11 protein-coding genes and 1 rRNA gene are annotated in these 12497 nt (G+C 39.9%); 2 read left to right on the forward strand and 10 right to left on the reverse strand.

The genetic code is table 11. The features are described from left to right. The first annotated feature begins 87 nt into the window (after positions 1-87). Entirely contained in the window at positions 88-2331 is a 2244-nt protein-coding gene (locus CVS89_RS10190; RefSeq protein ID WP_258031156.1) for a molybdopterin oxidoreductase family protein, read from the forward strand. A gap of 203 nt (positions 2332-2534) precedes the next feature. Here the strand turns inward: CVS89_RS10190 and fdh3B are convergent, their stop codons facing one another. The 6 genes from fdh3B to tupB all read right to left on the reverse strand — a co-directional run bounded on the left by fdh3B (position 2535) and on the right by tupB (position 8793). Continuing rightward, positions 2535-3176, reverse strand: a complete 642-nt coding sequence (gene fdh3B / locus CVS89_RS06350; RefSeq protein ID WP_103570688.1) for a formate dehydrogenase FDH3 subunit beta — start codon at positions 3174-3176, stop codon at positions 2535-2537. A 1-nt stretch (position 3177) separates the two neighbouring features. Continuing rightward, entirely contained in the window at positions 3178-6003 is a 2826-nt protein-coding gene (locus CVS89_RS06355) for a formate dehydrogenase subunit alpha (RefSeq protein WP_107848407.1), read from the reverse strand. Positions 6004-6033: 30 nt separating this feature from the next. Then, positions 6034-6207, reverse strand: coding sequence for a twin-arginine translocation signal domain-containing protein (locus CVS89_RS06360; RefSeq protein WP_002941238.1), 174 nt, complete (start codon positions 6205-6207; stop codon positions 6034-6036). Next, positions 6197-6892, reverse strand: a complete 696-nt coding sequence (locus CVS89_RS06365) for a TorD/DmsD family molecular chaperone (RefSeq protein ID WP_103613901.1) — start codon at positions 6890-6892, stop codon at positions 6197-6199. Before CVS89_RS06365 ends, CVS89_RS06360 begins: the two co-directional genes overlap by 11 nt. A 245-nt stretch (positions 6893-7137) precedes the next feature. Further along, positions 7138-8091 carry a tungstate ABC transporter ATP-binding protein TupC gene (gene tupC, locus CVS89_RS06370; protein WP_107848408.1) on the reverse strand — a complete coding sequence of 318 codons (954 nt, stop codon included), beginning with the start codon at positions 8089-8091 and terminating at the stop codon, positions 7138-7140. A 9-nt stretch (positions 8092-8100) separates the two neighbouring features. Next, positions 8101-8793, reverse strand: a complete 693-nt coding sequence (tupB, locus tag CVS89_RS06375; protein ID WP_012140313.1) for a tungstate ABC transporter permease TupB — start codon at positions 8791-8793, stop codon at positions 8101-8103. 75 nt (positions 8794-8868) lie between these two features. Here tupB and tupA point away from each other — a divergent pair, with 75 nt between their 5' ends. Beyond that, positions 8869-9687, forward strand: a complete 819-nt coding sequence (gene tupA, locus CVS89_RS06380; RefSeq protein WP_002941321.1) for a tungstate ABC transporter substrate-binding protein TupA — start codon at positions 8869-8871, stop codon at positions 9685-9687. A 122-nt stretch (positions 9688-9809) separates the two neighbouring features. On the opposite strand, the gene CVS89_RS06385 is transcribed toward tupA, so the two are convergent. From CVS89_RS06385 to rrf, 4 genes are all read right to left on the reverse strand, one after another. Continuing rightward, positions 9810-10211: a hypothetical protein gene (locus CVS89_RS06385; RefSeq protein WP_159070855.1), complete on the reverse strand. Its 402-nt coding sequence runs from the start codon at positions 10209-10211 to the stop codon at positions 9810-9812. 137 nt (positions 10212-10348) lie between these two features. Further along, complete coding sequence (locus CVS89_RS06390) at positions 10349-11605, reverse strand: hypothetical protein (protein ID WP_159070856.1); 1257 nt, start codon at positions 11603-11605, stop codon at positions 10349-10351. 65 nt (positions 11606-11670) lie between these two features. Then, on the reverse strand, positions 11671-11976 hold the full coding sequence (locus CVS89_RS06395; RefSeq protein WP_107848411.1) for a hypothetical protein: 306 nt from the start codon (positions 11974-11976) through the stop codon (positions 11671-11673). Positions 11977-12315: 339 nt separating this feature from the next. Beyond that, positions 12316-12434 (reverse strand): 5S ribosomal RNA (rrf, locus tag CVS89_RS06400). Positions 12435-12497 lie beyond the last annotated feature (63 nt).

Raw genomic sequence — 12497 nt, forward strand, 5'->3', positions numbered from 1 at the left:
AAAAAAAAATATTAATTTTAAAAATAATTTTATATTCTAAGGTATATAATAACCGAGTTATTAGAAATATTATTTGAAAGGAAATCTATGCAAAAGATTGTTCAAACAACCTGTCCGTATTGCGGAACTGGTTGCGGCATAGACCTTATCGTAGAAAACGGTAGGATAGTCGATGCAAAGCCGACTGATAACCACCATGTAAATGATGGCGAGTTGTGCTTAAAAGGTATGTTTGGTTGGGAATTTGTAAATTCTCCAAAACGTTTAACTAAACCAATGATGAGAAAACTAAACGGAGAGTTTAACAAAGAGGGCAAACTTGAAGAGGTTAGCTTTGAAGAGGTTTATGAATTTTTAGGAAAGACTTTTAAAAATAGCGTAGAAAAATATGGTCCAAGCTCTATCATGGGCTTTAGTTCAGCTCGTTCAAACAACGAAGACAACTATGTATTTCAAAAATTCTTTCGTGCTTTAGGAAGTAACAATGTAGATCACTGCGCTCGTCTTTGACACGCTCCAACAGTGGCAGGTCTTGCCAGCACCCTTGGAAACGGAACGATGACAAACGATCTTGTTGAATTTGCGACTGATACAGATGTATTTTTACTAATAGGCACAAACACAAGCGAATGCCACCCGATCATCGCTATGCAGATGCAAAGAGGCTTAGAGCGTGGTGCAAAAATGATCGTTGTGGATCCAAAACGCACCGATATGGCTAAAAAAGCGGATATTTTCTTGCAAATTCCAGTTGGCTCAAACATCAAAACATTAAACACAATGATGAACGTCATCATCTCTGAAAATTTACAAGATACAGAATTTATCGAAAAATATGCAGAGGGTTTTGAGTACTTAAAAGAAGCCGTAAAAGACTTCACTCCTGAGAGATTTGAGCGTGAGACTGGTGTCAAAAAAGAGCTTATCACTGAGGCTGCTAGGATGTATGCAAAAGCTGGCAGTGCTGCCATTTGCTACACTATGGGTATCACTCAGTTTAGCGACGGCACATCAAATGTATTCTCGCTTTCAAATTTAGCGATATTAACAGGAAATTTAGGTAAAAAGGGCGCTGGAGTAAATCCACTTCGTGGCCAAAACAACGTTCAAGGCTCATGCGATATGGGCGCACTACCTAACGTCATCCCAGCAGGTGCAGTAAATAGCGCTTATGCACAAGAGCAAGCTCGCAAAGTTTGGCACTTCGAGCTTAATCCAGTGCCTGGCTTTAAACTAACATACGCACCTGATAAGATGGATAGCGGCGAGCTAAAAGTGCTTTACGTTTACGGCGAAAACCCTGTTATGAGTGACCCTTGGACAGAGCACTTTGTGCATGCTACACATCACCTAGACTGCTTTATCGTGCAAGATCTATTCTTTACTGAAAGTGCTCAAAAAGCTGACGTTGTCTTACCTGCAGCTGGTTGGGGTGAGAAAGATGGTACATTTATCAACACATCTCGCCGTGTTCAAAGAACTAGAAAAGCAAGCGAGCCAGTAGGTGGCGTAGAGCCTGACTGGAAAGTAGTTTGCAACATCGCAAAAGCTATGGGACTTGAGGGATTTGACTTCTTAAGTGCAGAAGAGGTTTGGGACGAGCTTAGAAAACTAATGCCTAAATTCTTTGGCGGTATCAGCTATTATAGGCTTGAAAAACTAGGTGGCATCAGCTGGCCATGCCCTGATGAAGATCACCCAGGCACACCTGATCTTTATACCGATCACAAATCAATGCTACCTGATGGTAAATTCCGCCTAGCTCCAGTGCTTTACGCTGACGATAAAGATAAGCGTGCGAGCATGGAGGCTGAATTTAAAGCCAAAATGCATATACCTGATGGCTATCCAGTAGGCTCAGGTGCGATGAGCGAAGTACCAGATGAGGTCTATCCTTGCTTATTTACAACAGGTAGAAAAGTTTATCACTACCACACAGGTACGATGACTAGAGAGTGCCCACCGCTAGAGTATGGTGCTGGTATCGAAGGTCCGCTAATCGAAGTAAGCCCTGATATCGCAAGAGAAAGAGAGCTAGAAGATGGCTGCTACGCAATGGTAGAGAATAAACGTGGTAGGATCGCAGCTAAACTTCGCGTAAATCCTGACCTTAGAGAAAGCACGATATTTACGACTTTCCACTATAGTGAGGCTGACGGTAACGAGCTTGCAAACGCACAAGACCACGACCCACTCTCAGGTATCACACCTCTTAAGATCACTATAGCTAACATAAAAAGGTTAAGCGAAGAGGAGTATATAGCATTTAGGCAACAAAACGAGATGTCTATGCACTCTGAAAAACCTTATCTTTCACCTGTTAGATCATAATTTCAAGGGCGCAATGCCCTTGAAATTAGTTTGCTTCACTCTCCTCGTATATCAATCATATATTCATAAATTTACTTTGTGCATCGAGCTTGTTAATATCACAGTTATGGTATATGTATCATATATTGATTTTTGTCTCTTGTTTTTATTATAGAAAGAATGTAGAAAATTTGGCGCAGAAGCTCTACGCCAAATTTATAAATTTACGCTTTTAGTTTTAGTCTGTCGCCAGCGTAGTAAGCGATCTTCCAAACAGTAGTTTGCTTTAGGTCTTTTTCGCCATAGCCTCTTGCGGTAACTCTGTCATTGTAGATTTTCTCGATCACATCTGACTCACCAACTAACAAAGCCTTTGTAGAGCACATCGCAGCACAAACTGGCACTTTGCCCTCAGAAATTCTATCTTGTCCATATACTTCGCGCTCTTCTTCACTATTAGTTGGTAGCGGACCGCCTGCACACATGGTGCATTTATCCATTACGCCTCTTGCGCCAAACGCACCATCTTTAGGGAATTGCGGTGCGCCAAATGGGCAAGCATACAAGCAGTATCCGCAGCCTATGCAGATATCTTTATCGTGAAGCACAATGCCATCAGCTCTGATGTAGAAACAATCAACTGGGCAAACAAGCGAACAAGGCGCATCTTCGCAGTGCATACATGCGATTGACGTTGAAATTTCTTTACCAGGCATACCTTCATTTAGTGTGACGACGCGGCGTCTTCTAACGCCGATAGGCAACTCATGAGCTTCATCACACGCTACCGCGCAACCGTTGCAATCAATGCATCTATCTGTGTCGCAGTAAAATTTAAGTCTATTGTTATCGTTAAATGCGCTCATATTATGCCCTTTCTATGCGGCAAAGACCGCCTTTTGTTTCTGGAATTTGAGTGACTATGTCATATCCGTAGTTTGTTACGGTATTTGCGCTCTCGCCAACTGCAAAAGGTCTTGTTCCCTCAGGGAAATTTCCAGTCATATCAACACCTTGCATATATCCAGCCCAGTGGAATGGCAAGAAGATCATATTAGGCTTAACCGATGGCACGATCCTTGCGCGAACCTTGATCTTAGTGCCCTCAGGTGAATGAACCCAAACAAAATCCCAATTTTTAATGCCATGTTTAGCCGCTAGCTCTGGGTGGATGTCGGCAAACATCTCAGGCGTAATGCGTGATAGATACTTGCTAGCACGCGTCTCCATACCAGCACCACTGAAATTTACGAGACGAGCTGTGATGAGGTTGATAGGGAATTCTTTTGAGAAGTCCTTACTTTGTTGCAAGCTCTTATACTTCGTATAGACGCGGTAGTGATTTGGTTTATCCTCAAAGCTTGGATATTTTTGCGCAAGATCTTGACGCTGTGAGTGGATAGGCTCTCTATGCTGAGGGATCTGATCAACAAATGTCCAAACTATCGCTCTAGCACGTGCATTGCCGTATGGAGCTATGCCTTTTTGCATACATTTTTCAGCGATTATACCACTGCCATCAGTCGCCCATGTAGCGCCCATTTTTTCACGCTCTTCATCTGTAAGTTTTATGCCAAGAACCTCTTCGATATTTTTCTTAGTTATCTCAGGATATCCGCCATTTATCACGCCTTGTTCTGGAGCAGAGCCCATTGCAGCAAGCTGATTAACGCCGTTATGCTCTAAACCAAAGCGGTTTCTAAATCCCATACCACCTTGCATTACTGGTTTGCTTATATCATATAAATTTGGACTACCAGGGTGCTTTTCTGTCCAGCAAGGCCATGGCAAGCCATAATACTCACCAGCTACGTCAGTGCCCTCTTTGCCCATAAGTGTTTTTTCATCAAATTTATCCCAGTTCTCTTGGTGACGTTTTAGGCGTTCAGGTGTCCAGCCTGTAAGTCCGATGCTTTTTACGATATTTGCTATCTCGCGGGTAGCAGCTTCTGGCCACTCTATCTTGCCATCAGCGTCCCTTATAGTGCGAGTTAGCTCATCATAGAAACCTATGCGTTTAGCTAGTTCAAATAAAACTTCATGATCTGGCATGCTCTCATAAAGTGGCTTACATACTTGGCTTCTCCATTGACCACTTCTGTTTGTAGCTACGACTGTGCCGCTAGTTTCGTATTGAGTTGCTGCTGGGAGAAGATAAACGCCATCTTTTTTATTAGTGATAACGCCAGCATCATTTACAAATGGATCCATAAGCACTAAAAGCTCAAGTCCGTCAAGACCCTCTTGAACCTTTGCTTGTTGCGCAGTAGATGTTATGCCGTTACCTATAACTACAAGAGCTTTTAGGCTATCGCCTGCGTTTTCAATAGCGTCGTTGCCATCTTTGCCATCAAGCACACCAGCCCACCAGCGAGCTAGAGTAAATCCAGGCTTCATCATCCACTCTGGTTTTACGAAATTTCCTTGTAACCACTCGTAATCCACTTTCCACATTTTGGCAAAATATTTCCATGTAGCTTCGTTTTTAGCGTAGTATCCAGGCAAGCTGTCAGGTGCGTTTGCCATGTCGCTAGCGCCCTGAACGTTGTCGTGGCCTCTTAGGATGTTGCATCCGCCACCACTTACGCCCATGTTGCCAAGAACTAGTTGCAAGATCGGAGCTATACGAGTATTTGAGCTGCCTATTGTGTGCTGAGTTAGACCCATCGCCCAAACGACTGAGCCAGGGCGGTTTTTAGCATAAATTTCTGTGATCTCTTTTAGTGTTGCAGCGCTCACTCCAGTCACATCTTCAACGACTTCTGGTGTCCATTTTGCAGCCTCTTTACGGATCTCATCGATGCCGTATGTGCGCTCATCTATAAATTTCTTATCTTCCCAGCCATTTTCAAAGATGAGATTCATCATGCCATACATAAATGGTATGTCTGTGCCTGGGCGAATTTGTGCGAAATAATCAGCCTTTGCCGCAGTTCTTGTGTATCTTGGATCGACAACGATTAGTTTTGCGCCATTATTCTCTTTTGCTTTTAAAAAGTGTCTAAAACCAACTGGGTGATTTACTGCTGGATTTGCGCCGATTATAAAGATAGACTTCGCGTTTTGGATATCTCCAAGGTGATTTGTCATAGCTCCATAACCCCACGTATTCGCCACACCGGCGACTGTTGCGCTATGTCAAATTCTTGCTTGGTGATCTAGGTTGTTTGTCCCAAACATCGCAGAGAATTTACTGATGTAGTAGCTCTGCTCATTGCTATCTTTTGCTGAACCCAAAAACATAACTTGCTCTGGATTTTTCTCGCGGTAAGCTTTTAGCTTTGCGCCGATCTCGTCAAGTGCTTGCGTCATAGAGATGCGTTGCCACTTGCCGCCAACTTTTTTCATCGGATATTTTACACGGCAGTGTGAGCGCACCATATCGATAACGTCTGCACCTTTACAGCAGTGACCACCAGCACTTACTGGGTGATCTTGTGCTACTTCTTGACGTACCCATGCACCATTTTCTACCTCTGCTAATACTCCGCATCCTACAGAGCAAACTGTGCAGACAGTTTTTACTATTTTTGAGTCTGGAAATGGGTTTGCCATCTCTTGAGCTGTTGCTTCTCTTGTGACATTGCTTGCTGCAAAGCCAGCCGCGCCACAAGTACTTGCTAATGCAGCCATTTTTAAAAACGATCTACGACCGATGTTGTTTGGCGTAGTGTTTAATCTAGCTTCAGACATTTTCATCCTTTCTTAAATTTCTATCAAATTTTATTTTGCTTGTTTGTAGTAAAGTTCCCAGTTTTTGCTTCTTTTATAAAGCACTTCGGTCTTTTTACTCTTTCCTGATTTTAAATTTTCATTAGCATTTGCTGCTACCGCACCACTTGCTGCCACAGCGCCAACTAGACCGACTTTTTTTAGAAATTCGCGTCTATTTTGCATATGTACCCTCCGTTCTTAGTTTTCTTATCCTATTTTTTTCTCTTCTTATGCTTTCAGATCTTGAAAGACCATCGCTCTTTTTGTGGTCTATCTTGACCGGTTTTGGTGAGTTTAGTGCCACGCGCTCAAACGCGATAAATTCGTTTAGCAAAACGGCCACATCCTTGTAAATTTCACTATTTTTATGCTCATATAAATTTTCTATAAACTCATCAATGTTTGGATTTATAATATTTTTAAAAAGCTCCTCTTCGCACTCGTCAAATTTACCGATAAACTCGTTCATAAGTGTAAAGACAAAGCCCACGTTATCTTCATTCTCTTTAAATTTGCTCTCATCTCTTCTGATGTTTGTCTTAGCTAAAATTTTACGCACATCAGCACAAACATGACCCACTTCATAACCCTCATCGTAAAAAGAGAGCGAGTTTCGAAGCGGACTTGGCGGAGTGTGAAAAATGTCATCAAATTCGGTGATCAAATTCTCTGGACTTTTTTCATTAAATTTACTTTTTATATTAGCTACAGCATGCGAGACTTCATCATTTAGGCTGTATTCTTCTATGAGATCAAGCATTTTACTAAGGCCATCAAATCTCTTTTCATCTTCACTAAATACGAAGAATTTAGAGAAAGTAGCGTAGTAAAGTTTTCTGCCAGCTGCAAATTCCTCTTTTGTGCTCACCTTTTTCCTTAAATAGTTTTTTAACGATACCGAAACTATACAATTAATTGCCTTATTAATGTGGCTTAAAATAAAATAAATTAGAAAAGTTAAAAAAAGCTTAAATATGCCTTATATGCATATTTAAAAACGCTATTTTTAGGGGATTACACAAAATATGATTTTTTAGCAGGATTATTAAAATTTAGCTCTTTTTTGATATCCATTTTTATTTTTGGGCTAAATTTAAAGAGTGGGAGTAAATTTTACTCCAAAGCGAGCATCGAGCCATCTTCAAATTCTAAAAATACTCTCTCGCCGATCTTTGTAATTTCATCATCGTGGCTAAAAATTTTGATCAAAAAGTCGCCAACTTTGACCTTCAAAAGCTTTTCATCGCCCATGTAAAGCGAGGCTGAGTGTAAAACCCCTGAAATTTGACCCTCCCCACCTGTTTTAGAAATTTTTATCTTGCTTGGGTTGATCGTGATCTTGCTTTTACCTTTAAAATTTGAAGGCAAATTTAACTTTGCTTCATCGCCAAAGCTTAGCACGCCACCTTCTATCTCAAAGATATTTTTGTATTCAAACTCGCAGACCCTACCCTTGTGTAAGAAGACGCACTCATTTGCTAGCATGCTAAGCCACTTCTCGTCGTGACTTGCGATGACAAAGCCGCAGCCATATTTCTCGTGCATCAAATTTATAGCCTTGCTAAAGAGCTTTGAAGTGCCGATATCAACGCTATTTGTCGGCTCATCAAGCAGATAAAATGGCACCCTTAAAGAAAGTGCAAGTGCAAATGCGATGCGCTGCGTCTGACCAGAGCTTAGCTCAAAGTGGCGCTTGTTTAAAAACTTCTCATCAAGTCCTACAAGAGCGAGTGCTTCGCTAGTTCGCTCCTCAAATTCGCTTAGTAAATTTCTACTTTTTAAGATGACTTTGAAATTTTCTCTAACGCTTCTTTTTAAAAGGGTAGGCTCAGGTAGCAAAACGCAAATTTTACGCAGCATTTCAAGGCTTGGTCTATTTTCTCCCCAAAGTGAAATTTCGCCGCTATCTGGGCTTTGCAGGCGTGAGAGCACTCTTATTAGCGTGCTTTTGCCACTGCCATTACTGCCCATTAAAGCGGTTATCTTTTTGGTATTTATATCAAGGCTTGGGATATTTAGGATCTCGCTTTTGCCGTAGCTTAGGTGTAAATTTCTTATCTTTATCAAAATTTGCTCCTATTTGTCGAGTTTTTTGAGCGCAAAGATCGCTAAATTTACTAAAAATGCGATAAATATCAAAACCATGGCAAGCGCTATACCCATGGCAAATTCGCCCTTGTTCGTCTCAAGCGAAACGGCTGTGGTGATCGTTCTAGTAAAATACTTGATGTTGCCACCTATCATCATCGCAACGCCCACTTCAGCCACGATCCTGCCGTATGCGGTGGCGATAACTACCATGAGAGCGTAACGCAGCTCGTAAAGCACACAGCAAACTAGCTTTGCTGGTGCAAGGCGTAAATTTAGGATAGTTAGATAGTGCTTTTTCTCCATATTTTCAACCACGCTTGCAGTAAGCGAGATGATGATAGGAAGGGCGAGCACAAACTGACCCAGCATGACTGCTTTTAGCGTAAAGAGTAAATTTAAGCTGCCAAGCGGGCCATTTCTAGTGATAAATGCGTATAAGATAAGACCAATGGCAACTGTTGGCATGGCAAGAGCCGTGTCACTTAAAAGACGTAAAATTTTTCGGCCCCTAAAGTCATAAAAGCCAAGCATGAAACCAAGCGGAAAACCAACAATAACGGCAAGAAGTATCGACACGCTTGATGTGTAAAGTGTAGCCTTGATGGCTGAATATGTTTCAAGGTTGCCGTTTAAAAGCAGATTAAAGGCTTCTGCAAAGCCGTTAAGTAAAAAATCCAATTATTCTTTCCTAGCATATTTCTTAAGATTATTTTAAATGTGCTATAATATCACAATTTTTTTTAAAGGAGAAAAATGAAAAAGATTATTTTAGGCTCACTAGCAGCCGCAGTTTTGGCGTTTGGCGCTGACAATGAACTAATCATGGCGACTACAACAAGTACAGACAACACTGGCTTGCTTGATGCAATCTATCCAGCTTATAAGGCAAAAACAGGTGTTGATATAAAATGGACAGCTGTTGGTACAGGTGCAGCTCTAAAGCTTGGCGAAGACTGCAACGCTGACATACTTTTCGTTCACTCACCAAAAGTTGAGAAAGAATTTGTAGAAAAAGGTTTTGGCTTAAAGAGAAATGCCGTAATGTACAATGACTTCGTCGTTATCGCCGATAAATCAATCGCTGATAAATTTAAAGGTAAAGATATCAAACAAAGCTTTGAACTTATTAAAAAAGATGGTATCAAATTCTTCTCACGTGGCGACAAATCAGGCACAGATAATAAAGAAAAAGGCATCTGGAAAAAGATCGCTGGTGAAGTCCCTGAAAAAGATAGCTGGTATATGCAAACAGGTCAAGGCATGCTAGCTACGATAAATGCTGCTGCTGAGCAAAAAGGCGTTACATTTACTGATCGCGGTACTTACATTAAATATGAAGCAAATCAAAAAGGTCATCCTGAGATGGTCATCATCAATGAGGGCGACAACGACCTTAAAAACTTCTACTCTCTAATCGCAGTAAATCCAAAACACTGCCCTAAAACTGACATCGAAAATGCAGAGAAATTTATAAAATGGGCGACAAGCGAAGAGGGTCAGAAATTTATAGGCGACTTCAAACTTCTTGATAAGCCACTTTTCACTCCAGACGCAAACACACGCAAAAACTAACAGAGTTTCTAGGGATACAAAGTTGTCCCTAGAAACTTTATTTTTACTCCTGTTAGACTAAGATTGAGGTTTATAAAATTATTTTAATACCCATATTACTTTTTATAGCCTTACAAAAAATGCTAAAGTGAGAATATAACTATTTTTGCACCTTGACTAATTTTATTTTTAGTTAGCCTATTTACTGCTTTAGCTTTTACGCCGTCGCTTATGTCTTTATTTAGTAGCACTTTCTTAACTAAGCCTACCTTGTCGCTACTTGTATCTATCGCGTCAAGTAGCTTAAGCTTTGGGTTTTCAAACTTCATAGGCTCTTTTAAGTTTCTATCAGAATAAAAGGTTATAATGTCATCATTAGCGGAGGTTGAAGTAATTGCGGAGTGTATCCCGCTTCCTCCGTTTTTATCCTTTATATCATTTATGACAAGCCTAAATCTTACACCATCTTTATCTTCCCACTCATAAAGCCTTGCTTTGCGATCATTTATAAATGGTTCTTTATATTCTTTTATAAATTTACGCATATTCTCGCCCATATTTAATAGTTCTTGCTTCGTAACATAACTTTCCTTTGTTGTGTCTTCTAAATGCTTTATCTCGATATGCTTGGCTCCTTTGTTTTTATTTCCTATCGCATATCTTACCGCTCCCTCTACATCCTCTAAATCCTTATAAACTGGCGTTGAGAATTTGCCATTATTGTAACATTATAAATGCCTCTTTTTTCTTGTTTGGCAAATTTATCTGCTCCTGCATTATCTACTATCTTTCTTACCTCTTCGCTTGGCTTTTTTGATATGCTTAGTATCTTATTATAAAGTTCAGGGCTTACTTTTTTTACCCCATCAGCTGTTATCTTTGATCCAAACAATGCATAGATAAAACCTTTTGCAAACTCTTCAGGGCTTACGTTGCCGTTTTCATCAGCACCATTTGCTGTGCCACCAAGCAAGCCGCTTGCTATATGTGGGCTTGCGTTGATAGTTTTAGTTTTTTTGTCTTTTTGTGGTATAATGCTTTTATTAGAGAGCTTTAATAATTCGCCATCCTCCTTATTTAGAGAGGTTTCCAGAGCTGGCGTCCTGGTAAGCTCTTTCTCATCTAAAAGTGCTTTTGCACCATCCGCCGTTGGCTCTGTGGCTTCGCCAAGAGTGAGCTGTGTGGGAGTAGGCGACCCCACTAGATGAGAATTTCCATTTTGTGTTTGTTTTGATATAATCTCATCTGGCAGCCCAAGCTCGCTATTTGATTTGCTGCCTGGCTGGATGAAAGTTTGGATAATGCCAGCATCTTTAGAATTCTCTCTACTAACTTTATCAAGGCGTTTTAAATCTTTTTCTTTTACTTTTGTTGCATGTTTTACTTCTCCACTTTCTTTATCGATCGCAAGCTTTCCAATTTTGTTTTCGTCCATTCGTTTTACTATCAAAGCATAGTCTAGTCTATTATTATTAAAAAAATGTGTTGGTTCATTTTTGATCTCTCTAATCAGCCTAAAAAAATCACTTGGCTTACTAAACATCTCTGGGTGTTTGCTAGCTAGATAATCTAAATCTGCGCTTATTTCTTCAGTTGTTATCTTCGATAAATCCCTTACGTTTGGGGCTAAGTCCATTTTTACATTTAAATCACTCTTTGGCGCTGGACTTTCTTTTGTGATGAAATTATCCCCTTTTATTTCTCCAGTTTGAGCCTCTTCTCTTAACGCCTTTACCTCGTTTTTAAAAGCTTCTAGTAGTTTAGTTGAGTTCTCTGGTGCATCTTTTATCTCTATCTTTTCAAGATTATTAATGACACTTTTTAGATCGCCTGCATTATTAATTGCATTTCTTATATGATTTTTTAAAGATGCGTCATTGCCTAATACTGGGAGTAGTGATTTTAACCTTTCAATGGCTAAATTTCTCTTCATTGTCATAAGTGCTCCAGTTACTGAATGCCCTATGCCTTGTTGTAGCTCTTTAGCCTTTGGATTAATCGCTGTTAGTTTTCAAGCAGTGAAGACGTGTTATTTAGTATAGGAGCTTTTTTGTTTAGCTCACCCATTATCTCCACCGCTCTTTTACTCTCAAATGGAGCATTTTTTAAAGTATTGCTTACTTTAGAAAAATCAGTTATTCCATCTTTGGTAAATTTTTCTATTACGCCACGGATCAGGCTAGTTTCTAACGCTTCTTGTTCGCTGCTACTTAATCTAGCTGTAAGAGCTTTTAAATCTAAGCCGTTTTCCGCATTAAGAGCTTTTAAGAGTGAGTTTGTTATATCGCCACTACTCTTTAGCTCACCCATTACATCATGGTAAATTTTAGAGTTTTGAAGTTCTTTAAAAAGAGCGTATTCGCTTCTTGCTTGTTTTAAAACATCTTTTGCTTTTTGACTAAGAGCTGGGTTGCTAAAAGCTTGCTCGGCGACATTGTCTATTAAGCTCTGTCTTTACTTTTCAAGCAAAGGATCATATTATCATTAAGTAAAATTCAGTCTAAAGATTTTAAAAACTGGCATAAAAATAAATTTAAAACATAATCAAACCAATAATCTAAAAATAAATATAAGAATCTTATCATATATAAAAAATAACAATAATAACTAAGATTAATAATATAAGAATTAAAAGCAGATAAATAACAAAGCCCGCAACGACCTACTTTTCCAACATCCCAGTAAGGGAGAGTATCATGAGCCAGGACGAGCTTAGCTTCTTGGTTCGAGATGGAGCAAGGCGTTTCCTCGTCTGTATAGTCACGGGCAGTGTTAAATAAAAGATATAATAGCTAAATCTTTTATTTAACACTACTAGATAAAGTTAAAAG

Source organism: Campylobacter concisus (genome assembly GCF_003048615.2).
Classification (GTDB): domain Bacteria; phylum Campylobacterota; class Campylobacteria; order Campylobacterales; family Campylobacteraceae; genus Campylobacter_A; species Campylobacter_A concisus_C.

Coding starts and splice junctions, on each gene's coding strand:
- fdh3B (WP_103570688.1), bottom strand. CDS start 3,176: ATGAGCGCATTTAACGATAACAATAGACTTAAATTTTACTGCGACACA.
- CVS89_RS06360 (WP_002941238.1), bottom strand. CDS start 6,207: ATGCAAAATAGACGCGAATTTCTAAAAAAAGTCGGTCTAGTTGGCGCT.
- tupA (WP_002941321.1), top strand. CDS start 8,869: ATGAAAAAGATTATTTTAGGCTCACTAGCAGCCGCAGTTTTGGCGTTT.
- CVS89_RS06385 (WP_159070855.1), bottom strand. CDS start 10,211: ATGCGTAAATTTATAAAAGAATATAAAGAACCATTTATAAATGATCGC.
- CVS89_RS06390 (WP_159070856.1), bottom strand. CDS start 11,605: ATGACAATGAAGAGAAATTTAGCCATTGAAAGGTTAAAATCACTACTC.
- CVS89_RS06395 (WP_107848411.1), bottom strand. CDS start 11,976: ATGGGTGAGCTAAAGAGTAGTGGCGATATAACAAACTCACTCTTAAAA.